Origin of the sequence: uncultured Arcticibacterium sp., assembly GCF_964021845.1 — a bacterium.
GTDB lineage: Bacteria > Bacteroidota > Bacteroidia > Cytophagales > Spirosomataceae > Arcticibacterium.
This window is the reverse complement of sequence record NZ_CAXHZC010000007.1, coordinates 77,249-102,421: the sequence shown is the minus strand read 5'-3', so window position 1 is coordinate 102,421 and position 25,173 is coordinate 77,249. Positions and strand designations below refer to the sequence as shown.

Below are 25,173 nucleotides of genomic sequence, written 5' to 3'. Positions count from 1 at the left end.
ATTTTAGTAAGAACCTGCACTATGGCTTTCAACCGTATATCTTAAAACTTTAGGTCGTTCAGTGCCCCTGGCATTCTTTATCTCTGATTTCCAGGCTTGCCTCATTTCTGCTAAAACTGTTTGGTTTGACTTTTCTGAAATAAGGTTATTAAGTTCGTATGGGTCTGTTTTTAAGTGGTACAGCTCTTCATAAACCGCTTGTTCCCCTTTTAAAGGAGCTTCCACAAAATCGCGGTAAATGGCCATGTCCAAATCATGGACGGCGTAGAGTATTTTGTTGGTTTTGATACCAAAGAAATCAGCAGCTTCTATTTTTTTTGAGGCGGAAAAAGTTTCGTTTTTATAATATCGGATATACTTCCATTCTTTATTTTGAACGGCCTCACATCGAGGGTTTCCAAATTGTGTAGACCATAAGTTTTCTGTGAAAATGTATTCACGAACGCCATTTTCTTGACCATTTAAAAGCCCTGAAATATCTTTTCCTTGAAAAGATTCAGGTTGCTCTATTCCAGCAAGGGACAGCATGGTGGCAGGAATATCAATGCTCTGTACCAAGGCATCTCGTTTAAGTCCTTTTAGGTGAGTGGCTTGGGAAGGATTATAAATAATTAAAGGCACGTGGGTTACTACTTCGTAACAAAGAGCTTTTCCGGCAAGGCCTTGTTCTCCATGAAAAAGTCCGTGGTCTGAGGAGAAAATAATGACGGTGTTTTTATCAAGTCCCTGTTCTTTTAGCGTTTTTCTAATGTTACCTACTAATCTGTCTATCCCGGTGACAGCTTGTGATTCTCTAATAATTCGCTCCCGATTCTCTTCAGGAGTGTAAGCGTAACTATAACTATCTTGACGGTCATCTGCTCTTAGTAATTCTGAGGGCAGTTTAGGGGTCTTTATATCTTTTTTTGCTATGTAGTTTGGAGGCATCGAGATCTCGTTATTTCTGTAGAGTGTTCTGTAAATTTCATCATCTTCTGGCTTAATTTTCATAGAACTGGTTCCGGCTCCGTGTGGAAGGTTTAAAGAAATCGAAAGTACAAATGGCTGTTCTTTGGGTCTTTCTTTTAAAAAGTGAACCGCACCTTCTAGCCTATCCTCATTGGAGTCATTTAGGAAATCGTCAATACCTTCGTTTATTACCTCAACCTGTGTGTTATGCTTAGCCCCTTTAAAAATTTTGTGCCTGTCTTTTGGGTAAAAGCCTAAATGCCCGTGGCCAGCATACCAATAATCAAAACTTTTATCCATTAATCCGCTTTCATAGCCTCCGTCTCCAATAGGTGCATGGTTTTTACCTATCCAGCCGGTATAATAGCCTGCTTTTTTCATCACCATAGGGTAAGACAGTTCCCAAGCTTCCGGCGAGACACTAGTACCTGAATTAAAATTAACCTGATGTTTTCTTTCGTATTGGCTTAGCAAAATTGAGATTCTACTTGGTGTGCAAATTCCGCTTGTGATATGGGCATTGGTAAAAACCGTGCTTTCGTTTGCCAGTCGGTCTAAGTTGGGGGTTTGGACAATTTCGTTTCCCTCATGCCCCATCAAACCATAAGACTGGTCGTCTGTCAATATGAATACAAAATTTGGTTTTTCGTGCTGTTGGGAATAGGTAGAATTGGCAAACAGTAGGCCTGTAAGTACGTAGATTATTTTATTCATAAGACTAAGGGTTAATGTCTTATCAAAGAACCTAACTATCAAAAGGTATTACAACCGATATGTTATCATGGTATAATAGGATATTACCATACAAAAAGACTGACCCTCTTTTTTCTAAATAAAATCTAGACTAAGCCTTAGAACTACATCGATTGATGTTTTACTATCAACAATGCTAATTATACTAGAATTTGCCTATAAATTCCGTCAAATTTACATGACGGTCAAGTCCCAATTTAGTGCGTAATCGAGAGCGTTTGGTATGTACGCTCTCATTTGAAAGTCCTAATAGCATTGATATTTCTTTACTGGAGAGTTTCAATTTAATCAAAGCACATAATTTATCATCGGAGGCAGTAAGGTTGGGGTAACTTGAGTGCAATCGTTTATAAAAACTGCTATTTATTGAGGTAAACCGCGTTTGGAATTCTTCCCAGTTTCTATTTCTATTTAAGTCCCAGTTCCTAATGAAATTCTTCAGGAATCTTGGTTCAGCTGCCCACTTTTTACTTTTCAAAACAATACCAAACTCCTCCACAATTTCGTCTTTTTCAATAAGTTTTAGCGTAGAAGTAGCAAGCTCCTTATTTTTCAATTCAATTACCTCTTGGACTTTTTCAAATTCCATTTCTTGTTTCTTTTTTGCCAGCTCCTTTTCTAGTCGATATTTTTTTGTCAAATACTTAACATAATAAAAGGCAAATAATCCAAGCAAAAGGATTCCACAAATTAAAAGAGCTCTTTGGAAAAACAGGATTTTACCGGTATTCTCCATTTCTTCAAAACGGATTAATTGTATCTCTGCTTCTTGTTCTTCTATGTATTTTCTTTGTTCATCTTGAATCTCAAGCAATGACTTGTTTCTTTCACTTCGGCTATCGAAAAAATCGAAATTAACATTAGCCATTTTATTGAGCATTTCAATTGCCTTTTCAGGTTCACCCCTTTGTAAATAAATATTTGAAAGTTCCTTATATATTTTGGGTATGAAGTCTAAATGTGCGTTGTATTTATACCCAATTCGTAAGGCATTTTTTAGTTTACTTTCAGCTTTTTTGGTTTCTTTTAAATGGCGAAGGTTAACTGCTTCATAAAATTCAAATAAGACGAGATATGACTTTAATTGCTCATTTATAATAGGGTAAGCTTGCTTAAAAAGAGCCTTTGATTTGGTGAACTCCTTATCCTTAGTTAGTATAACTGCTTCTTCCATTATTAGCATTGCATTTAGGATTTCACTCCTTTCTTTATCAATGTATTTTTTGCTGCTATCTAAGCTTTGCTTTTGCATTGGTAAATCATCGAAGTCTCTATAAAAGGAGCAAATATTATGGTAGTTTTCAGCTAGAATGGAAGGACTTTGCGAGTTTTCTTTTATTCGAGTCATTTGAGCATCAATAGACCTCTGAAAATATTTTAATGCTTCCTTCTTTCTTCCGTAAAAACCGTAATGTCTTCCAATTCTTAAGTTAATTGTTGAGATGCCTTCAAGGTTATTAGCTTGTTCAGCTATTAAAAGTCCCTTCCATAAATTGTCATAAGAGGCTTTATAATTTGCCTGGCTTCCATAAAAATGAGCAATTTTTAGAAGCCATTGTATCTGTTTGTTCGTGTCGTTTTGAGAAACTGCGGCTTCATAGCCACTTAAATTTGCTGAATAAAGGCTATCAGAATAAGGGTTTGTCGAGTCTGTAAAACCTACCTTCTCCTCTAGATTTTGAGATGACGCAATCGTTGAGTTAAAGAAAGAAATCCACAACAAGATGATTAAAACTCTAAGCATATATTTTTTAATAAAATTTAGACTTTAAAGCGGTAAGTACATATCTAAATGAGCAATTAGCGTCATAGAATACATATTTATTCCTTTTTGTTAAGTTTTTGTTAAGGTCTAAAATAGCAATATAACTGGATATAATAGCAAGATTTGCATGTCTTTAACAAAAAGAGTTCCTCTCTCAAAAATGAATAATGATAAAATTTAAAAGAAATATCACCACACTTGTCTTCTCTATTATTGCAATTTCAGTTTGCTTATTCTCATGTAAGTCTTCGGAAAAAAGCACTAAACCCAATATTGTTATCGTCTACTTGGATGATTTGGGTTTTGGCGATCTAAGTAGTTATGGTGCTACAGAGCTTATAACTCCAAACATTGATATATTAGCTAACGAAGGCATTCGTTTTACAAATGGCTACGCCACTTCGTCTACGTGTACACCAAGTCGTTATGGATTACTAACGGGTGTTTATCCATGGAGAAATAGTGATGCCAAAATATTGCCAGGAACAGCTCCATTAATTATTAGTCAGACTCAGCAAACTATCCCTAAAGTTTTAAAAACGGCTGGATACGAAACCGCTATAATCGGGAAATGGCATTTAGGCTTGGGTGATGGTGAAACTAATTGGAATGAAACCATTACACCAGGACCCAATGAAGTTGGTTTTGACTATTCTTACATTTTGGCTGCCACCCAAGATAGAGTACCTACTGTTTATATCGAAAATGGAAAAGTTGACAACTTAGATCTTAATGACCCTATTGAAGTCAACTATCAAAAAAACTTTGAAGGCCAGCCTACGGGAGTAGAAAACCCAGAACTATTGAAAATGAAATGGCACCATGGCCATAATAATAGCATAGTAAATGGCATACCAAGAATCGGCTATATGAAAGGTGGAGAATCTGCCAAATGGAGTGATGAGGATATGGCAGATACATTTTTAGATAAAGTAAAATCTTACTTAAGCGAAAAAAGAGAAAACCCATTCTTTCTGTATTATGCTTTACAGCAGCCTCATGTGCCTCGTACTCCACACCCAAGATTTGTTGGTAAATCCGGTTTGGGACCTCGCGGTGATGTTATCCTTGAAGCGGATTGGGTAGTTGGTGAATTATATGCCTCGCTGGAAAAAGAAAATTTATTAGAAAATACGATCATTGTTTTCACCAGTGATAATGGTCCTGTTTTAAACGATGGTTACTTTGACCAAGCAGATGAACTCATAGCCGACCATACTCCTTCTGGCGGATTAAGAGGTGGTAAGTACAGCCTTTTTGATGCGGGTACGCATGTGCCATTTATCACTTATTGGAAAGGGAAAATAGAACCCAAAACTTCTGATGCACTTGTGTCTCAACTAGACCTATTGAATTCTTTAGCCGCATTGGCGGGTGTAGAGGCTAATATTGAAGATGGTCAAAACTTACTACCCGCATTAATGGGAAAATCTGTCACTGGCAGAGAAAGTCTCATAGTAGAAGCTACATCTAGAACGGCATTGAGACATAAAGAGTGGGCTATGATTCCTCCTTATAAAGGGGCGAAGGTCAATAAGCAAGTAAATATTGAGTTAGGAAACGATTCTGACTATCAATTATATAATCTAAACACCGACCCTACACAAAAGGTAAATTTGGCACTTTCTGAACCCCAAATCTTACAAGAACTTATAACAAGATTTCAAGAAGAAAGAGGAAGTCTGAACCACACGATAAAAGAGTTAGAACTTAAATGATTTTTTTAAAAGTATTTTCAATTAACCTATAATAATACAATGAATAAACTTAGACATGTAAAATTGTTCTTGATTTTTACGGCACTGCTATTTGGCAACCAGCTGTATGCTCAAGATAAAATCAGTGGAATGGTCACTGACGAAACAGGCGAAGCCCTTGTGGGTGTAAATGTGATAGTAAAAGGTACCACCACGGGTACTATGACTAATGTAGATGGCAAGTATGAAATTGGGGCTGCCAAAGGCTCAACACTTGTGTACAGCTTTATTGGATTCAATAGCCAAGAGGTAGCTATACTTAATCAAAAAATAATAGACATTTCTCTAAAAGAAGGCTCTGTTTTAGACGAAGTAATAGTGGTAGGTTATGGGAAAGCAAAAAAGTCAACGCTTACTGGTGCGGTAGCAGCTATTGACAACAAGCAGCTGACTGCTGTACCTGTGGCTAATACGGCAAATTTACTAGGGGGAAGAGTTCCGGGAGTAATGACTCGCCAAAGTACAGGTTTGCCAGGCGGAGAAGATACTCAAATTCGTATCAGAGGTTTCGCCAAACCTCCACTTACTTTGGTGGATGGTGTTCAAATGGACTTTAGCCGTGTTGACCCTAATGATATCGAAAGTATTACGATATTAAAAGATGCTGCTGCGGCTGTTTATGGTGCTAGAGCGGGTAATGGAGTTGTTCTAGTCACAACAAAGCGTGGTAAGACTGGTAAAGCAAGAATTTCTTACGCCGGAAGTTACACATCGCAATCAGCCGCTCAGTTTTTAGAACAAGTAAATCCTGAACAATATGTTCAGCTTTTTCGTGAAGCTGATTTAATGGACGGAAACGGATATGATTTTACTTTTAATGATGAGGAGCAACAGAAATACAGAGACGGAGTTCCAAATTACGAAGGGGGAGACTGGGTAAATGCATTAATAAAGAATAACGCTCCTATGACGCAGCACAATCTAAGTGTTTCTGGAGGTAGCGAAAACATCAGTTACTTTACTTCTGTTGGTTTAACAGACCAAGAGAGTTATTTCAGATCAAGAGATTTTGATTATGGCAGAATAAATGCCCGTTCTAATATAGATGCTAAAATCAATAAAAATCTTAGTTTTAACCTGGATTTATCTTATAGAACAGAGCAAACCAATAGGTCGATATCAGGTGTACCAAACCTGAGCGACCTGTGGACAGAGTTGTCGACTACCCAACCAATCTTACCAACAGAACTCCCAGATCCTACAATAGGCTATCCTTACACTGGTTTCTCTCAAAGAAACCCTGTAACTTCAAGTACAAGATCTATCAGAGGGACATGGGACAGAACAGAGAACCTTTTCCGTGGTAAACTTGGTTTAACTTTTAAGGTGCCATTCATTGATGGATTAACGGCAAAAGCGGAAATTAATACCCAACAGTATGACCGTGCCATAAAACAATTCACTAAACCAGCGGAACTATATCAATACTTGCCAGCATCAGATACCTATGTACTAGAAGGAACGCAAAACCCTGTTTCAACTATATCTGACTCACAGTATAGACGAAATCAAATTTATCCTTTGATTTCGCTGGAATATGCTAAACAAGTAAATGACCATAGTTTCAAGATCTTAGGAATTGCTGAGCAAACCACCCAGAAATTCAATAGTCTTTCTGCAAGCAGAAGGGAGCTTCTTTCTACCGCTATTCCTGAGCTGTTCATTGGGTCTACAGATCAACAATTCAATTATGGATTTTCGGGTTCTGATATTGGAAGAAAATCAGTAGTAGGTAGACTTAACTATGGTTACAAAGACAAATACTTATTTGAATCTACTTTTAGAGCGGATGGAAATGTGCTTTTTGCTCCTGAAACAAGATGGGGATACTTTCCTAGTTTTTCGGCAGCATGGGTAATGTCGGAGGAGAGTTTTATGAAATCAAATAAAGTAGTTGATTTCTTAAAACTTAGATTAGCATATTCTCAATTAGGAGACGACACCGCAGATGGATTAACGGGTTTTGATTACTTAACAGGTTATGATCTAAATGGAATTTACATATTTGATCAAAGTGCTGGTTTTCCAAGAATTTCTACCAGAGGTTTGGTAAATCCACTCCTCAGTTGGGAAGTACTTACCATGTATAATTTAGGTTTAGAAACATCTGTTCTTAATGGTAAATTGACTTTAGAAGCCGAGCTTTTCTATAGAAAGAGAGATGGTATTATTGATGTAAACATTGAAGATGTACCTTCTACTTTTGGAGCTGCTTTACCAGTGGTGAATATCAATAGTCAAGATAGCAGAGGTATAGAGCTGTCTGCATATTACAGACAAAATGTTGGCAAATTTAAGTTTGACCTTTCACCAAACTTCTCCATAGCGAAATCGAAATGGTTAGAGGTTAAAAGTCAAGAAAACTTTACTGACCCCGATTTGCAACGAATTAATGGCCTAGACGGCAATTGGGTGAACAGAAGGTTTGGGTATGTTTCTGATGGAATTTTCATGTCACAAGAAGAGGTTGATTCTCATCAAATCATTCAAGATGGTAATGGAAATACAACTTTAAGACCAGGAGATATCAAATACAAAGACTTGAATGATGATGGAGAAATTGATTTTAGAGATCAAGATTTAATCGGTTTTGCAGCAGGTATTCCAGAATTAATGTATGGAATGAATATTGGCATAGACTATGGCAACTTTAGGCTAAGTGGTTTGCTTCAAGGAGCTTCTAGGTTCGGAATGGCTATTACTGCTTATGCTAGAGATATGTTTAGTAATGGATCAACTCCATTAACCTATCACTTTGAAAATCGTTGGCAGCCAGACCCTAACAATCCGGGGGTAAATATTAACCCTAATGCTTCTCTTCCAGCTGCTACCCAAGCTCCAGGAAGTAACAATGGTAAATTTTCAGATTTCTATTATAGAAATGTGAATTACCTAAGACTTAAGAATGTCAATTTGTCTTACAATTTACCTAGTTCATTTTTGGCTAAAGCGGGTATAGAAAGTGCCCAAATTTATATTGCTGCCGAAAATATTTTCACTTTGACTAATCTAGGTTTTTATTCCAATTCTTTTGACCCAGAATTTGACCCATCTGTAGGAGGAACAGGATATAATGTCCCAATTACAAAATCGCAGTCTATAGGTTTGAGATTAGGCCTATAATTTAGAGAACAAACATTGTATTAAATCATTAAAAAATTTAAACAGATGAAAAAAATTATTATACTTTTTGCGGGTTTGCTAATTTTTAGCACTTCCTGCGAAGACCCTTTCGAACTAACACCTACAGGTATTATTTCCGGGGATATTGTATTCGCTGATGAAAATTTGGCAAATGCCTTCTTGGCAAATTTATATGAGGAAAGTTTATTTAGCATTACCAGTGGAGGCACCAATATTGAAATGAACCTAATAGGTTCTTTAGGTGCTGAGGCTAGAAACTTTGCCCCATGGCAATCGCCTTTCGGACAAGTTATGAATACCGACTTTAATGAAACTGGGGCGGGTGTAATTGACTATTGGCCTTATGCACTTATTAGAGAAGCAAATGTTTACATAACAGGATTAGATAATTCTGAGAAGTTAAGTGCTGACTATAAGAGTGTTCGTAGTGCTGAAGCTAGATTTATTAGAGCCTTTGCTTATTTTGAAATGGTGAAAAGATTTGGAGGCGTACCTATCTTAACAGAGGCTCAATCGATTGACGCCACTCCTGAAGAATTATTTGTTACGCGTAATTCTGAAAAAGAAGTCTATGACTTCATAGGTTCCGAAATGGATGAAATTACAGCCATATTACCTGCTGTGGCTGATAATGATGGTAGAATCACGAGATGGACAGCATTGGCATTACAAAGTAGAGCCATGCTGTATGCTGCTAGTGTTGCAAATTTTGGCAAAGTTCAGTTAGATGGTCTACTAGGATTTTCTGCTGGAGAAGCCAACTCGTATTATCAGAAATCTTTGGCGGCATCAAAGGAAATTATGCAGAACGGGCCTTTTTCACTTTATAGAAAAAGTGATGATAAGGTTCAAAACTTCATGGATCTTTTCATAGACGAGACTAACAACACTGAAGTAATTTTAGCAGAAAAGTATGATCAAACTGCTGGTAAATCTCATGCATGGGATATAACAGGAACACCCGCTGGATTTGGTTTTGCATGGAACTCTAATTATCCTGTTTATATGGAAACATTAGAAAATTTCGATTTTATAGATGGCACTTCAGGTAAAGTAGATAGAGCTATGTATGATGACAAAACACCAATTGACCCAGAATGGTATTTTGAACAAAGAGACCCAAGAATGAGGGCTTCCATTTTTTACCCAGGTACAGCTTTTAAAGGCGATAAAGTATATTTCCATAGAAGTACAGACTATACAGATGCTTCTGGAACTGTGCAGCGTTCTACAGCACAGGGCTTCACAATTCCTGGTTCTGACGGATGGCCTGGTGCTGGGCACCCAAGACATGTTGGTGGTAACCCTACAGGCATGCTAATCAGAAAGAGAATAAACCCAACTACCCCAGACGGCGTGGGTTCTAGTACAGACATCATCATCTTTAGATTGGCAGAAGTGATGCTAAACTATGTAGAAGCGGCATTCTATTTAGGTGACCCAAATGGAGATATGGCTAGTATATTAAATGACGAAATCAGAGATAGAGCTGGAATGCCAGCTTTGACTGCAAATCAAATTACGGAAGACAAAATCCGTCAAGAAAGACGAGTGGAACTTGCTTTTGAAGAGCATGTGTTCTGGGACTTAAGAAGATGGCGTACGGCCGTTGAAGAATTGGATAATGTGCAAAAACATAGAACCCATTTTAGATACAATTATGATACGGGAATGTATACTATTCAATTAGCCGATGGAGATTTAGGAAGAATAAGGCTTTTTAAAGAAAGGAATTATTACTACGCTCTAGGTCTTGGGAGAATAGCTGACAACCCTAATTTGGTTGAAAACCCAGGATACCAATAATGCTTGGTTACTAATTAAATACTCTATCTAAAAACAAGAAGTCGCTGGAAATATTTTCAGCGACTTTCTTTTATGAGCAGTGTGAGAATATCATATTATTGTATAGAAAGTCAGTATTTTAAATTTGGAGGTATAGCGAAAATTATGAGTTAATTCATTGTAATTTTGGTACTCTTCTTAAGAAATTCTACCCTTTCCGGAAAACTTTTGGGCTTACTCCTTTCCACTTTTTGAAGGCTCTGTTGAAATACGGGATATCGTCAAAACCCGATTCGAATGCGACTTCATTTATTCTCATGGAGCTTGACGCCAAAAGCTGGGCAGCAGCCTCTAGTCGGTAATCTAAAATTACTTCAAATAGCGTTTTACCAGTAGTCTTTTTAAAGTATCTACAAAAGGAAGTCGGCGTTAAACCGGCTTTTTCGGCAACTTCATTTAGAGAGATGTCTTCTCTAAAATGTTCTATGATATAACTAAAAACAGAGTGAAAACGATCTGGGCTAGTACCTTGGGAAGGAACAATATCTAAAATGGTTTTTGAGGGTTGAGATGCCAGTTCCAGAAAAAGAGTCATCAAACCTAATATGCGTTGATTATTTTCAGCTTGGAAAATACCTTCTATTGCTTCTCTGTGATTGCCCTCAAACCTGATACCCGCCTTTGAAAGTGAAAAAAGCTTCTTAACCTCCTTAAATTCTGGAAGCTGAAAGAAGGTATTTTCAAAAATGGATTGCTTGAACTGAATCACATACGATTTTACAAATTCACCATCTGATTTTGGTATATCAAGCCAGCAGTGTGGCAAATTAGGTCCTAAGAAAACTAATTCACCTTCCTGAAATTCCTCCATTTTAATTCCAACATGCCTTGTCCCTTTACCCTTAACTATTAGTGTTAATTCGCACTCAGGATGATAATGGAATGGAGAATCAAAGTTTGGAAGTTCTAGTTCTCGGTATACAACAGAATGATTGTTGTTTGGACTAATATGCTCTAAAACTGCCTTCATTTTGCATCGATTGTTATATAATGCTTGTCTGGAGATAAAATAAGACAATTTTTTGAAAAGAAACACCAAAAAACTACTTCGAAATTAAATAACCTTTGTAAAGGTTTGAAATGGGCTATCGAGGATTTAAACATAAAATTGAACAAAAATGACCGAAGCAAAAGCAGCAATCGCTTTAGGAAATGGAGATTTTTCTATTGAGACTATCAATATTGAAGACCCTGTAGGTGACGAGGTACTGGTACAAATGAAAGCGGCGGGTATTTGTCATACAGACTGGGATTCTTTAAGCTGGGGCAAGCCTATTGTAATGGGTCATGAAGGGGCTGGTGTTGTTCACAAAGTTGGCCCTGACGTTAAAAACCTTCAAGTGGGAGACCATGTCATTCTAAATTGGGCTATTCCCTGTTATTCATGCTTTCAATGCATGGAGGGTAATCAACATATATGTGAAGAAAACTCTGCGGTTACTGCTGGTAATGCTCTTGCTGGTGGACATGCTACTTTAAACGCCACTACTTTTAATGGTCAAGCTATAGAGCGTTCGTTTGCACTGGGTACTATGGCGGAGTTTAGTTTAGTAAGGGAAGCAGCATGTGTGGTGACGATGGAAGATGTTCCATTTCCTAGTGCGGCTATAGTTAGCTGTGGCGTTATGACTGGTTATGGTTCAGTTATTAATGCTGCCAAAGTTAGCCCAGGAAGTACGGTAACTGTCATAGGCACTGGTGGTGTAGGCTTAAATGTTATCCAAGGGGCAAAAGTATCTGGAGCGTCAAAAATTATAGCGATTGACATAAAAGAGGAAAGGTTAGCACTGGCAAAACAGTTTGGAGCAACGCACACCATTTTGGCTGATAAGGAAGATAAAGTATTATTAAAAGCTGCTGAAAAAGTAAAAGAGCTTTGTAACGGAAGAGGGGCAGATTTTGCTTTCGAATGTACAGCCATTCCCTCTTTAGGGGCAGCTCCGCTGGCTATGATTAGAAACGCGGGCACTGCTGTACAGGTGAGTGGTATTGAGGAAGAGATTAGTATTGATATGAATCTTTTTGAGTGGGATAAGCTCTACATCAATCCTTTATATGGAAAAGCTAGACCACAAATTGATTTCCCGAAAATTATTGACCTCTATAAAAATGGCGACTTGCTTCTTGACGAAATGGTAACAAGAACATACCCCTTACAAAATTTAAAACAGGCATTTGATGATATGTTAGCTGGTAAAAATGCGAAAGGCGTACTTGTTTTTTGATGATGAATATGAAAACTTTTTTTACTGTAGAAAACGGCTCAAATAACGGCATAGAACATTTTACCGTTAAGAGTAAAGCCATAGGAAATCGCGTTGATGTTTCGGTGTATAAGCCAGCTGGTGAGTTTGAAAATTTACCAGTAGTGATATTACTTCATGGCGTGTATGGCAGTCACTGGGCTTGGAGTTTAAAAGCCGAAGTGCACCTAACTTTAAAACAAAAAATAGACAAAGGAGAATTGCCTCCTATGATGTTGGTAATGCCATCAGATGGTTTATTTCAAGATGGAAGTGCTTATTTGCCGCATCATACAGCGAATTATGAGAAATGGATTTCTCATGAAGTGCCAGAATTAATCAAAGAACAATTTCAAGAGGTGGGCGAGATTTCTCCCTTTTTTCTTGCCGGGCTTTCTATGGGAGGTTATGGTGCTTTGAGAATTGGAGCTAAATATCCTGAAGTATTTAAAGCTTTCAGCGGCTTGTCTTCCATTACCTTTTTTGACGAGTTTGAGCACTTTGTTGAAGATTTTGATGCTCTTAAAGCAGCTGTTATTAAAGAGGAAAAGGTCTTTGATATTATTGATGAAAATAAAAGAAAACTGGCTCCATTTAGATTTGACTGTGGTAGTAAGGATACGCTTTACGGAGGAAATGTCTCCTTACATGAGCAACTAAAAGAGGCCAAGATAGCCCATGAGTTTTACACCTATGAAGGGGAACATACTTGGGAGTATTGGAAAGAGAATATTGCAGAAACACTTCAGTTTTTTGCAAAACAATTATAAAAAACTGTTGAAATTTTAAAGATTGAGAAGAAATGTTATCGAGTAGTTTGCTTAATGGCTCCAAAGCGAATCTCTGATTGCCAACAGGCAAAAAGTTGAGCTCATCAAGGGTACCAGAAATGGAATGGGAGGCATTCCTTTGGGCTGCGGTCAGTCGGGCGGCGAACCGCTTCCATCCATTTAACTCTAGAGCCGTTTTTATTAAGTTAAAAAGTAGCTCCGGAGCGAATCGAACGCTCATCAAGGGTACCGGAAACCCTCATTCTATCCATTGAACTACGGAGCCAAATTACTTTCTTCTCTACCTATTTCTAACACCCTTATCAAGGGTACCTTAAACTGAACGGGCGGCGAACCGCTTCTACGCATTGAATGGCAGGTACGGAGCCAAATTACTTTTTCTCTGCTCTATTAATTACCACAAATTTAAGTGATTTTAAAGCCCAAAAATAGCCTTTAATTCATTGGCTTCTTCTGGATTCATTCTACCTCCTAAAACTAACCTTAATTGTCTTCTTCTTAAAGCTGCCGCAAACAAATCTTTTTCTTCCTCTGTTTCGGGAATAGCTTCTGCTATTTCTATAGGTCTGCCAGACTGATCTACAGCGACAAAGGTCAGAAAAGCAGTATTCGTTTGAATTCGAGTACCCGCTGGTATGTTTTCAGAGTAGACTTTGACCATGACTTCCATAGAAGTGTTAAACGCTCTTGTGACTTTGGCTTCCAAAGTAATTACGTCTCCTAGCGGTACTTTGTTTTCAAAAGAAACATTATCAATGGATGCTGTTACCACAATTCTGTTAGAATGTCTTTGAGCAGAAATAGCTCCCGCTATATCCACCATTCTCATCAAATTTCCGCCCATCAGATTCCCTAATGTGTTGGTATCATTCGGCATGATCATTTGAGAATTGATAGCTAAAGACTCAGAGACTTTCTTTGGTTTGGGCATACGTTTGTTGTTTTCTGGTGCAAATCTACCCGATTTATAAAAGAGGAACTAAAGATTTTACAGCAAACCCATTATTATTTGTGACCATGAAGGTATTTCTCGTCTTAAAAATGATTTTAACTTTTAAACCGTCGGGTTTAAAGATTATTATTTTGATTGATTATGTGGTCAAATTTTCTGAAACCCCTTTTAGATGACCACTTAAGCCCCTACTGAGAAATCAGAGGGGCTTTTATTTTTCATGAAATAAGTTTTGTAATGTTCTTTTTTTGATTCTACTTTGCATTTCAAAGTACTTTTAATAAATGAAAAAACATTACATCAGTCGGTCAACAAAGAGTCTTTTAATACTTTCTGGGCTTTGTTTCACACTTTTTTTAGTTCGTTTTCTCTTAACTAGTGAGATGCTTGGTTTTGGTTTAGTTTGGAATTTATTTTTGGCATGGGTGCCTTTATTCTTTGCACTTATTGCTAGGAGATATTCGAAAAAAGAAAACCATATTTTGCTTTATTTGAGTTTGGGTTTTTGGCTACTCTTCTTTCCTAATGCTCCTTATATTATTACTGATTTGGTGCATTTAAATCATCTGACAGCTTCTTTATGGTGGTTTGATTCCTTAGGTATTTTTATGACTGCCATGACAGGACTAATTCTTGGGATTTATTCTTTGAGTATTGTTCATTATTTGTTTGAAAAGTATTGGGGAGTACTTATGGCATGGGTAACAGTATTTATAAGTATTCTGCTGAGTGGGTTTGGGATTTATCTAGGCAGATTTTCAAGATTTAATTCTTGGGATTTATTTACCAATCCCGTTTTTCTCTTGCAAAGCTCGCTTAACGAAGCCTTCAACCCTTTGGCCATTAAACTAACGCTGGTTTTTACATTGGTTTTATCTGTTTTGTATATTTCTTTCAGAATCTTAAAAGTGCAGCCAGATGAATATCAATAAAATGGTTAAAAGTTTTGGCTTTGCCAGTAAGGGCTTTAGTCATTTGCTGAGAAGTGAGAATAATTTTCAGTTTCATTTCCTTGCAGCTGTTTTGGTATTCATTTGTGGTTTTTGGCTAAAAGTATCGCGAATAGAATGGGCAATATTGATAATACAAATAGGCTTAGTTTTCTCTGCTGAGGCTTTCAATACAGCTCTGGAAATTCTTTGTGACGTCGTTTCTCCAGATTGGAATGAAAAAATTGGCAAAGTAAAAGACGTAGCGGCAGCTGGAGTTTTGATAGTGGCTGTAGTAGCCGTGGCAGTGGCAATTCTGATTTTAGGAAATAGATTCATAACCCTTTATTTTTAGCACAATGCAAGAACATTTAAATGACCTGAAGGAAATAAGAAGCCTGATGGAAAAGTCTTCCAAGTTTATTTCGCTAAGTGGCCTTTCGGGCATCTTTGCGGGAGCAGTAGCTTTACTTTCAGCAGGTGTATTATACCTAAAAAAGGTAAACGCTGTTGGTTCTTATAAGTTAAGTGGCTTTTATATTGATAGAAGTACCGACGCTAGCTATTTGGAGTTTTTATTTCTTTTGGCGGTGGCTACATTGGTTTTGGCCATAGGAGGAGGTTTGTTTTTGACATGGCGAAAAACTAGAAAATCGAATCAAAAGCTTTGGAATCCTTTGTCTAGAAAACTCGCAGTAAGCTTAGCTATTCCACTTTTAGTTGGAGGTGTTTTTGCCATTGCTTTAGTGCTGAATGGAATGGTGCGTTTGGTACCCGCTACCACCCTTGTATTTTATGGATTGGCCCTTATAAATACGTCACAACATACCTATAGAGACGTTTACTCGCTTGGCTTGTGCGAAGTATTATTAGGTCTTTTCGCTTTGTTTGTTGCGGGGTATTCTTTGCTCTTTTGGACAATTGGTTTTGGCGTTTTACATATAGTGTATGGCGTAAGTATGTACTATAAATACGACAGGAAGGCATGAATTTAGACAAATTCAATAAAGCTTTTGAGAATAAGGCCAGGCTAGGCATTATGTCAGTACTGATGGTAAATGATACCATCAATTTTACTGGACTCAAAGAGATATTGGAGATGACTGACGGAAATTTGGCCACGCATTTAAAAGCCCTAGAGAAGGTTAAGTTTATTTCTGTAACAAAGGAGTTTGTCAAGAGAAAACCAAACACCACTTATAGTGCTACGAAAAGTGGGAGAGCAGCTTTTGAAGAGCATTTGGCGGTCTTAGAAGCTTTGATAAAAAGGAACACTTAAATTTTTTTATACCTGTACTTTGAAAAACAAAGTACTTTTAAATATATAAAATGAAGAGAAGAACAACCAAACAATGGCTGGAATATTTCCAAGAGAATACGACCCAGAAACGTATCGACTGGAGAATTGAGCCCAAAGTGACAACTGAAGAAAGAAAAGTGATTATTAAATCGCTTAAGGCCTGGCAGCTAGGCGAAACGTCAGAAGGGCATAATTTAATAAAGGCCACTAAAGTATACGCCGATAAGATTCAAGATTACGATTACCTCTATGCGGTCAAGCTTTTTATTAAGGAGGAACAAAAGCATGGAAATAACCTAGGAAGATACCTCGACTTGATTGGTGAAAGTCGGATAAGCTTTAACTGGGGTGACCATTTTTTCAGAAAAGTGAGAGGAATTAATACCAGCCTAGAAATATGGACTATTACTGTACTCATAGTGGAAACCTACGCACAGCTATATTATGAGGCAGTTCGTAAAACTATTAATTGCCCACTATTAAAAATTATTTGCAAAGATATTCTTATAGATGAAGCTGCTCATATCAAATTCCAAACGGAGCGTTTAGCTACCTATTTAGATAATAATACTCTCTGGAAGAAATGGACTCGGAAGTTTGTTTATCATGCTTTTTTCTATGGTATAAGCTCTGCGGTGTGGATTGGTCATCGTAAAGTTTTTAGTAAAGCCGGCTATTCTTTCTTGACTTACTTAGCCAAGGCTAAATTCAAGTTTGATAAAATTAATCATACTCTTTTCACCGCTCGTAACGAGCAAACAAGCCCCGCTTTTCAGCCTATTCTCGCTACCAAAAATTCATAATATCAAAATGTTTACATTTCGTTTAAATTATTTCTTGCTCTTCGTAACCATTCTTTTGGTCGAGGTATTTATCGCACTTTATGTGCATGACAGTTTTATTCGCCCATTTTTCGGAGATTTCTTAGCCTCCATTTTTGTTTACTTGGGTTTGAAGAGCATATTCAGTATGCCTGTCAAAGCAGCTGCAATTTTTAGTTTGTTGCTATCCTATTTAGTAGAGACACTTCAATATTTCAATTTCTTGGAATCGTCTGGTTTGCATAGCAATAAGTTCTTCAGAATTGTCTTAGGAACATCGTTCGCTTGGGAAGATATCTTGGCTTATACTTTAGGAATTGGCCTAGTATTACTTGTAGAAAACTACACAAAACTAAAGCTGTCAAAATGAATTTTGTAGCAAAATATTCTATTGTAAGAGAAATCTGGGGAAGCTCAGATACCCTGCTCTTTATTTTTGCGGGTGCGGCAGCCGAGTTTTCTTTAAATAAGTCTATTGACTGGCTCTATTTTACTGGAAAACTCCCGAAAGACCCCATTGGTAGGCTGTTTTCCACCGTGAACTATTCCCAAGACATACTTTTCTCCGATCAAGAAACTGCCAATAAGACCATTGACAAAATGGTAAAAATTCATGGGCAGGTTGAAAATGCCAGAGGCATGAAAATTCCCGAATGGGCCTTTAGGGATGTTTTGTACATGCTTATTTATTATTCCATTGCCGCTTTTGAGTTGCTTCAAAGAAAATTAAATCTTCAAGAAAAAGAGGAGGTTTTTGATGTTTTCTATAGACTGGGGCAAAGGATGAAATTAGAGGCTTTGCCAAATACATATTCCGATTGGCTGATTAGCAGAAAGGAACACCTCGAAAGCAATTTGGTGAAAAGTGATTTAAGTATAGACCTATACGGTCAATATAAAAGAAGCTTAGGACCGTTAAGATATTGGCTTCTTTTGGAGGCTCAAAAAGGCATGATGCCAATTAGCGTGCGAGCATTGTTGGGCTTTGCTAGACCAATTTCGATTTTCCCTATGATAGCGGCCTATAGAGTTACAAAGTTTTTATCCTTGAGCAATTACCTTTTAAAGATGCTTTTACCTGCAGTTTATACACAAAGAATTATGGACTTGAACACTCCTGAAATAAAGGGGTGACTTTTTAATAAAAATTTAAATACAAAATAACAATGGAAGAGAAACCGTCATTTTATCAAAGAAATCAGTTGTTGATCAAAGGGGCTTTAATCGGCTTTTTAGTTCTTCTTTTAATGATTCCGACATTTTTTATTCGAGACTTAATTTCCGAAAGGCAGCTTAGGAAATCAGAAGTACTAACAGACATTTCGCAAAAATGGGGAAGAGCTCAAACAATTAATGGGCCGCTTCTGAAAGTACCATACTTTCAGAAGGAGGAAGTACAGGTAAGTGCTAGCAACGGCACAACAAGTTTGCAAATAAAGAAAGTGGAGAAAATTAAATACTTCAGTCCTCAGGAGCTCAATGTTAGCTCTAATTTGATTCCGCAGAAAAGGAAGCGAGGCATTTTCGAAGTGATTGTTTATGAATCAGAGAATCACTTATCTGGGAATTTTAAATTTATCAACGACTTCTTTAAAGATATTCCTGAAGGTGACGTGGAATGGAATAAAGCAGAATTGATATTGGGTTTTTCAGACCTCAGAGGAATAAATAGTGAGGTGAAATTGCTTTTTGATAATAAAGAAGTAGACTTTGCAGAAAGCCGACATATTGCTCAGAGCTTTGGAGATGGTATTATTGCTCCTTTGGATTTGAGTGATTCTGATGGAAATGGAAGTTTTGATATCTCATTGAGGCTTAACGGTTCAGAGGAGCTAAATTTTGTGGCATTGGCTAAGCAAAATAATGTAGAGGTTACTTCTAACTGGGATAGTCCAAAGTTTTTTGGTGAGTTTTTGCCATTTGAAAGAGAAGTCAATAAAGATGGCTTTAATGCAAAGTGGCAGGTCTCACACCTGAATAGGAATTTGCCAGAGACATGGAGTGAGAACTCATTTCCAAGTTTCAGGGCAAGTACATTCGGGGTTTCTTTAATAAATCCGAATAATAATTATCAGAAATCTGAGAGGTCTGTCAAATATGCTATTCTGGTAATAGGTCTTACCTTTCTGGCTTTCTTTTTTGGAGAAATTCTCAAAAATCAGAAAATACATGTCTTTCAATACATATTGGTGGGTTTTGCACTGTGTATCTTTTATACATTGCTAATTTCCATGTCTGAAATATGGACCTTTAATTTGTCTTATGGAGTAAGTGCAGCCATGACCCTGATTTTAACTTTCTTTTATTCCAGAAGTATTTTTCAGAATACTGGTCTAGCATTAGGTATAAATGGTGTTTTGGCGGCTTTATATGCATTTATTTTTGTGATAATTCAGTTGGAGGATACAGCACTACTCATTGGTAGTTTAGGTTTGTTCGTTATCCTGGCTATCACTATGTATGTTTCCAGAAAGATAAATTGGTATAAGTGATTTTTTATGTGGGCTTGAACTAAATACTAGATCAGCCCATATATTGTTTTTTAGCCTTTGGGTATACCTAACATTCTATTCAATACAGTTTTTTATTTCTGCTCTAAAAGGATTTGTGCTATTAGTTTCAAAACCAGGGTTGATACTTATGCTTTTTCCGGCTTCTAGTTCTAGCTTTTCTGATTGCGTTTCCTGGATACTTATGTAGTCGGTAGCCTGATAAAGTCTTGGATTGGAGGCTATACTAGTGTTCAAAGTTCTGCTTTCTGGGCAAGGATTGACTTCGATACTTAAATGATTGAATGGTTGTTTAATGGTTGAGCATTGATTAAAGCCATATACTATATTATAAACTGCATCAAATTCAAATTCTGGACTAATAGGCCATTCACTATTTTCATTTTCAAAGGTGAACCAGTCATTTGTATTTAGTTGAATTCGAGCGGGGTACAGCGAGTTAGTAATAAGTTTTAAGTTTAGTGAGTCATATTTAATGATACTGGCAGGGGCAGATAGCTCTGCATGAAAGGTTGGACATTCAGAAAACTCATAGCTGAATACACTATAACCGTTAGAGTATGCATAGTTAATTTGGTAACCTGTTATTGAAAAACCAGAGCCAGTTTTTGTGATATTAGCGATGTGTTCATTTATGGGGTTGTTTATACCACTTGTCCAGTTACTAGTTCTATCGGAATATAATTTATGAAGGCGTATACTTTTTGTATTGTTGGTGCTGGAATTTTGATAATCATACGCGATGATATATTCATTATTGGTTTCGGCCAGTATTCCTTTTGGGTTAGTGATGTTATTTGACTCAAACAGCTTTTCATACTTAATTAGCCCGCTAGTGTCTATTTCAAAAAAAGCCGTATTGTAGAGCGAATTGTTTTTGTCTGAGGGGAAGCCCACGGAAGAACAGCTACCTAGAATTCCAAGATTTCCATTATCAGAGAGACAAATGGAACGAAAGTATTCATGTGAACCGCTACCATAGTTTTTGTTCCAAATACTGCTGCCAAGACTATCTATTTTAGATAAAAGACAATCCGAAAACCCAAAGTTCCCAGTAATATCACCATTACTCGAAGAGGTCTGTCCAACGGCGTATAGGTATCCTGAGTCATCTTCTTCAACTGCATGAAAGCTATCAGAACTGCTTCCACCAATCTGTTTTGACCACTTTTTATTTCCATTAGAGTCTGTCATTAATATAAACGCATCTTGTTGACCATGGTTTCCGATAGCGTCACCGTTGTTAGAGAGGCTATTGCCCACTAGAACATAATTTCCATTTTTGGTTTCAATACAATCAATTCCATATTCATGTTGAAGTCCTCCGAAATTTTTCTCCCAAAGAACATTTCCATTCTGATCAATTTTTGTGAGCCAAATATCATCTCCACCAAAGCCATATTCGCCAATTCTAAGGCTGCCTATTATTAGAATGTTATTTTCTGAAGTTAGTATCGCTTTGGAGGCATTTCGAAATTCAGTTCCCCTTACTATTGAGGTTTCCCAAATTAATGCGTTAGCTTCATTTGTTTTACGAATTATTATAGAGTTAACAGCTGAGTTTCCACGATAAGCAAAATCCATGTCTTTAGAATCTACAGATGCTATTAAGTATCCATTGTTACTACTGTCTTTCAGATAGGAAATTCCTTGGTCATTTCCGCTTCCTAATAAGACGGTGGATTTTAATATATTAGGGCCATATTTTTCGTAATACATGTAAATGCTATCTTGCGGATAAGAGGTTCCACTTGTATTCCAAGCAGAATCTATTTTCATCCATTTATTTTCATTAATAGCTAGAAACAGGGTGAAAGTTGGTTGATTAACGTCACGATATTCTTTACCATTTAAAACAAATGACATTGGAAATGTTCCACTTAAATTTACTTCTAATTCAATTCCATTTCCGGCAGAAAAGCTTACACCCGATGGTGCAGTTAGGGTAGCAGACGGTAATGTAGCGTATGAGTGGAAAGTAATTAGAAACAGGATAATAACTGCTAATTTAGATAAAGTCATTTTATGAATTTTAATTATTCAAAAGTAATATGATTAATGGAATTAAAAAGAATATAAAATAAGATTATGAACACCGGTAAAACCAATCGCTTAACTATTATCTTTTATCTTTGTGCCTTATAAAACCAAATATTTTAAATCATGACCGATAGGTACATGCAAAGAGGCGTTTCGGCTTCAAAAGAAGACGTACATAAAGCCATAGAAAAGCTTGATAAAGGTTTATTCCCAAAAGCATTTTGCAAAATCTCACCTGATACCTTGGGCGGAGACCCTGAATATTGCAATATCATGCATGCTGATGGAGCTGGAACTAAGACTTCTCTGGCATATTTATATTGGAAAGAAACGGGTGATTTAAGCGTTTGGAAAGGCATAGCACAAGACAGCATCATCATGAATACAGATGATTTGTTATGTGTAGGTTCTACAGGACCTATTCTTATGTCATCTTCTATTGACAGAAATAAAGGTAAAATTCCTGGTGAAGTAATCTCGGAACTAATCAATGGGGGAGAAGAAGTATTAGAAATGCTTCGCAATAACGGTGTAGAAATCTACAGTACAGGTGGCGAAACGGCCGATGTGGGTGATTTGGTAAGAACCGTCACGGTCAATACCACGGTTATAGGAAGAATGAAGCGTGCTGATGTTATTTCAAATGATAATATCAAAGCGGGTGATGTAATAGTAGGTTTATCTTCAAGTGGCCAATCTACTTATGAAGACGAGTATAACGGCGGAATGGGAAGCAATGGCCTTACATCTGCAAGACATGATGTTTTAGACCGAATTTATGCTGAAAAGTATAAGGAAAGTTATGACCCTGACATTCACAGCTCTTTAGTTTACTCAGGTAGCAAACAGCTAACAGATAAAATTAAAGTAGAAACTGGTGAGGAAATTTCTGTAGGTAAATTGATTCTTTCTCCTACTAGAACTTATGCTCCCGTGGCAAAGAGATTATTAGAAGAGCTTAAAGGAAAAATAAACGGGATGGTTCACTGCTCTGGCGGTGCTCAAACCAAGGTTCTTCATTTTGTAGATAATCTACATATCATAAAAGATAGCATGTTTCCGGTTCCACCACTTTTTGAATTGATTCAAAAAGAAAGTGACACTAGCTGGAAGGAGATGTATAAGGTGTTCAATATGGGTCACCGTTTGGAAGTTTACCTTCCTAAAGAGAACGCTCAAAAGGTGATTGACATCTCAAAATCCTTCAATATTCACGCACAAGTAGTGGGTAGGGTTGAAGCCTCTGAAACCAAAAAATTGACGATTACGAGTCAATTTGGGGAATTTGAATATACCTGATTAGGGTAGTTTTGGGTAATTATTAAAGTTCCGTAAGACCCTGCTAACTGCTTTAAGGTATTTCTTTTTAGTTGTATAGTGTTTATAGTAAGTGTTTAATGAGTGCTTCTGCTCTTTAATACTTATCTTTCAGTGATTTAGGAATAATATTTGCGGCTGTTTGCTTTTGCAAACCCCTAATATTTCCTTTTCAAGATGAAAACACTGCTACCTTTAATCTTTTGTAGCTTTTTGTTTACCACCATTTTTGGCCAAGAGCTAGAAACCTTTGGTTTAGGAAATGTTAGAAATGTTACCGTTACGGCAAGTTCAAATGCTTCCAATGGAATAAACACATTATTGGTAGATGGCTATATTCCAAATCATAATGCGGCCTCTCGTTTTTTATCGCAAGCTACACTGGGTGCTACTTTTTCTGATATCCAAGAAGTCGCAAATCTAGGTACTGAAACATGGCTAGAAAACCAATTAAGTCAGCCTAATTCTTTTAGTATAGAAGGCTACTTAAGATATTTAGCCCAAGGTGTGGCAGATTCCTTGAATCTCGCGAATCCACCTCCACAAACTGCATTTACAGTTGAAAACTTAAATTTAAGCGATTGGTATTTTGATATTGTTTGGTTTCAAGGAAGCATGACAGCACCCGATAAGTTAAGATGGCGTGTAGCCTTAGCTCTAAGCGAGATATTTGTAACTTCCAGAGTTTCTGATTTTGACGGAAACCCCTATGCCTTGGCCAGTTACTATGATTTGCTTTTAGACCAATCCTTCGGGAACTATAGGTCTTTGCTTGATAGTGTTACCTATCACCCTACTATGGCGGTTTATTTGACATATATGAATAACCATGCTCAGGGTGTTGTTAACGGAAATTTAGTTTTTCCTGATGAGAACTATGCCAGAGAAATCATGCAGCTTTTTTCAATAGGTTTATACGAGTTAAATATTGATGGAACAGAAAAGAAAGATGCACAAGGTAATTCTATTCCGACTTATGATAATAATGACATTGCGGAATTAGCAAAAGTGTTCACCGGACTTTCTTGGAATCATTCGCTTTACCTGGGCGATGGTGTAGAAAGTGAGCAAGATTACACCAAAAGATTGAAATTTTTTCCGATTGACAGTATGGATGCCTATAGAAACTCCTGGCGAAACCCGCCTAGAATTGTTGATGGTCATCAGTCTGGCGGTAAAACATTTTTAGGCACCACCGTAGGTCATGGAAGACCCATAGAACAAGGCGAAGACGATATTCAAGATGCCTTAGATGTTATTTTTAATCACCCAAATGTAGGTCCTTTTATAAGCAGACGACTTATTCAAAGGTTAGTAACCTCAAATCCTTCGAGTGCATATATAGGGAGAGTAGCTACCGTTTTTAATAATAATGGTCAAGGAGTCAGAGGTGATTTGGGGGCGGTGGTTAAAGCCATACTTTTAGATAGGGAAGCTAGGCTTGTCAATGAACAAGAAGAAGCTTTTGCGGGTAAACTGAGAGAGCCTTTTGTTACTTACATGAATTTAGTTTACGGTTTGGGATTAAACTCTACTACTGGGGTTTTCAGAAATAGAATGAATGAGGTTTATGACCAAATGGAGCAAAGGCCTCTGGAGTCTCCAACGGTATTTAATTTCTTTGAGCCTGATTACGTACCAGATGGAGACTTAAAAGAAGCTGGGAAATATGGGCCAGAGTTTCAAAAACTTAACTCCATTACGTTAACAGGCTATTTAAATGCTCTGAATGAGTGGTTGATAGACGATGACCCCATTGATTATTCGTCTTATTTCGGCGGAGAAACTTATAAAGAAGACCAGGAACCGCGTTTTGATTTTTCAGATGACTATGCTTTAAGTAGCGACCAAAACGTTTCGGTCTTACTAGATAAATACAACTTGATTTTGGCTCATGGAGCTTTAAGTGAGCAAAATCTCCAAGAAATAGAGTTTGTAGTTAAAAACTTGCCTTATCGATATTCGGATGGTTTACCTAATGAAGACGATCAGGATTTCAGAATTAGAATGGCTATATACCTTATCATGGCTTCGCCAGACTTTTTAATTAATAGGTAA

20 protein-coding genes and 1 tRNA gene are annotated in these 25,173 nt (G+C 37.2%); 15 read left to right on the top strand and 6 right to left on the bottom strand.

Annotated features, from left to right (window positions below):
• Window positions 1-3: 3 nt before the first annotated feature.
• Together AADJ06_RS18045 and AADJ06_RS18040 are read right to left on the bottom strand one after the other, a co-directional pair.
• Window positions 4-1,662, bottom strand: coding sequence for a sulfatase-like hydrolase/transferase (locus tag AADJ06_RS18045; RefSeq protein ID WP_341227891.1), 1,659 nt, complete (start codon window positions 1,660-1,662; stop codon window positions 4-6).
• A 184-nt stretch (window positions 1,663-1,846) separates the two neighbouring features.
• The gene (locus tag AADJ06_RS18040; RefSeq protein ID WP_341227890.1) at window positions 1,847-3,445 is read right to left on the bottom strand and encodes a hypothetical protein; all 1,599 of its coding nucleotides are present in this window, start codon (window positions 3,443-3,445) and stop codon (window positions 1,847-1,849) included.
• A 188-nt stretch (window positions 3,446-3,633) separates the two neighbouring features.
• On the opposite strand from AADJ06_RS18040, the gene AADJ06_RS18035 reads away from it, so the two are divergent.
• Genes AADJ06_RS18035 through AADJ06_RS18025 form a run of 3 tightly spaced genes read left to right on the top strand, consistent with a single transcriptional unit; the run spans window position 3,634 to window position 10,173 of the window.
• Window positions 3,634-5,184, top strand: coding sequence for an arylsulfatase (locus tag AADJ06_RS18035; RefSeq protein WP_341227889.1), 1,551 nt, complete (start codon window positions 3,634-3,636; stop codon window positions 5,182-5,184).
• A 39-nt stretch (window positions 5,185-5,223) separates the two neighbouring features.
• Window positions 5,224-8,346: a TonB-dependent receptor gene (locus AADJ06_RS18030; RefSeq protein ID WP_341227888.1), complete on the top strand. Its 3,123-nt coding sequence runs from the start codon at window positions 5,224-5,226 to the stop codon at window positions 8,344-8,346.
• A 45-nt stretch (window positions 8,347-8,391) separates the two neighbouring features.
• Entirely contained in the window at window positions 8,392-10,173 is a 1,782-nt protein-coding gene (locus AADJ06_RS18025; protein WP_341227887.1) for a RagB/SusD family nutrient uptake outer membrane protein, read from the top strand.
• Window positions 10,174-10,360: 187 nt separating this feature from the next.
• On the opposite strand, the gene AADJ06_RS18020 is transcribed toward AADJ06_RS18025, so the two are convergent.
• Window positions 10,361-11,182 (bottom strand): AraC family transcriptional regulator, encoded by an 822-nt coding sequence (locus tag AADJ06_RS18020; protein ID WP_341227886.1) that lies wholly within the window; start codon window positions 11,180-11,182, stop codon window positions 10,361-10,363.
• A gap of 148 nt (window positions 11,183-11,330) precedes the next feature.
• Here AADJ06_RS18020 and AADJ06_RS18015 point away from each other — a divergent pair, with 148 nt between their 5' ends.
• Complete coding sequence (locus AADJ06_RS18015; protein ID WP_341227885.1) at window positions 11,331-12,437, top strand: Zn-dependent alcohol dehydrogenase; 1,107 nt, start codon at window positions 11,331-11,333, stop codon at window positions 12,435-12,437.
• Between the two features lie 8 nt (window positions 12,438-12,445).
• The gene (locus tag AADJ06_RS18010) at window positions 12,446-13,225 is read left to right on the top strand and encodes an alpha/beta hydrolase-fold protein (RefSeq protein WP_341227884.1); all 780 of its coding nucleotides are present in this window, start codon (window positions 12,446-12,448) and stop codon (window positions 13,223-13,225) included.
• 214 nt (window positions 13,226-13,439) lie between these two features.
• On the opposite strand, the gene AADJ06_RS18005 is transcribed toward AADJ06_RS18010, so the two are convergent.
• A tRNA-Arg gene (locus AADJ06_RS18005) sits at window positions 13,440-13,511 on the bottom strand.
• A gap of 150 nt (window positions 13,512-13,661) precedes the next feature.
• Complete coding sequence (locus AADJ06_RS18000) at window positions 13,662-14,177, bottom strand: acyl-CoA thioesterase (protein WP_341227883.1); 516 nt, start codon at window positions 14,175-14,177, stop codon at window positions 13,662-13,664.
• Window positions 14,178-14,482: 305 nt separating this feature from the next.
• Here AADJ06_RS18000 and AADJ06_RS17995 point away from each other — a divergent pair, with 305 nt between their 5' ends.
• The 8 genes from AADJ06_RS17995 to creD are packed head-to-tail and all read left to right on the top strand — an operon-like array spanning window position 14,483 to window position 19,740.
• Window positions 14,483-15,130 carry a DUF1361 domain-containing protein gene (locus AADJ06_RS17995; RefSeq protein WP_341227882.1) on the top strand — a complete coding sequence of 216 codons (648 nt, stop codon included), beginning with the start codon at window positions 14,483-14,485 and terminating at the stop codon, window positions 15,128-15,130.
• Entirely contained in the window at window positions 15,117-15,482 is a 366-nt protein-coding gene (locus AADJ06_RS17990) for a diacylglycerol kinase family protein (protein WP_341227881.1), read from the top strand. Before AADJ06_RS17995 ends, AADJ06_RS17990 begins: the two co-directional genes overlap by 14 nt.
• Before the next feature lie 4 nt (window positions 15,483-15,486).
• A complete protein-coding gene (locus AADJ06_RS17985) occupies window positions 15,487-16,116 on the top strand; it encodes a hypothetical protein (protein ID WP_341227880.1) in 630 nt (209 codons plus the stop codon).
• Window positions 16,113-16,406 (top strand): transcriptional regulator, encoded by a 294-nt coding sequence (locus tag AADJ06_RS17980; protein WP_341227879.1) that lies wholly within the window; start codon window positions 16,113-16,115, stop codon window positions 16,404-16,406. Before AADJ06_RS17985 ends, AADJ06_RS17980 begins: the two co-directional genes overlap by 4 nt.
• 50 nt (window positions 16,407-16,456) lie before the next feature.
• Window positions 16,457-17,230 carry a ferritin-like domain-containing protein gene (locus AADJ06_RS17975; RefSeq protein ID WP_341227878.1) on the top strand — a complete coding sequence of 258 codons (774 nt, stop codon included), beginning with the start codon at window positions 16,457-16,459 and terminating at the stop codon, window positions 17,228-17,230.
• Between the two features lie 7 nt (window positions 17,231-17,237).
• A complete protein-coding gene (locus AADJ06_RS17970; RefSeq protein ID WP_341227877.1) occupies window positions 17,238-17,618 on the top strand; it encodes a DUF2809 domain-containing protein in 381 nt (126 codons plus the stop codon).
• Complete coding sequence (locus tag AADJ06_RS17965; RefSeq protein ID WP_341227876.1) at window positions 17,615-18,382, top strand: oxygenase MpaB family protein; 768 nt, start codon at window positions 17,615-17,617, stop codon at window positions 18,380-18,382. Before AADJ06_RS17970 ends, AADJ06_RS17965 begins: the two co-directional genes overlap by 4 nt.
• Before the next feature lie 32 nt (window positions 18,383-18,414).
• A complete protein-coding gene (gene creD / locus AADJ06_RS17960) occupies window positions 18,415-19,740 on the top strand; it encodes a cell envelope integrity protein CreD (protein ID WP_341227875.1) in 1,326 nt (441 codons plus the stop codon).
• Window positions 19,741-19,815: 75 nt separating this feature from the next.
• Here creD and AADJ06_RS17955 read toward each other — a convergent pair whose 3' ends face one another.
• The gene (locus tag AADJ06_RS17955) at window positions 19,816-21,780 is read right to left on the bottom strand and encodes a 3-coathanger stack domain-containing protein (protein ID WP_341227874.1); all 1,965 of its coding nucleotides are present in this window, start codon (window positions 21,778-21,780) and stop codon (window positions 19,816-19,818) included.
• Window positions 21,781-21,921: 141 nt separating this feature from the next.
• On the opposite strand from AADJ06_RS17955, the gene AADJ06_RS17950 reads away from it, so the two are divergent.
• Window positions 21,922-23,097 (top strand): AIR synthase-related protein, encoded by a 1,176-nt coding sequence (locus AADJ06_RS17950; RefSeq protein ID WP_341227873.1) that lies wholly within the window; start codon window positions 21,922-21,924, stop codon window positions 23,095-23,097.
• Between the two features lie 195 nt (window positions 23,098-23,292).
• Window positions 23,293-25,173, top strand: a complete 1,881-nt coding sequence (locus AADJ06_RS17945; protein ID WP_341227872.1) for a DUF1800 family protein — start codon at window positions 23,293-23,295, stop codon at window positions 25,171-25,173.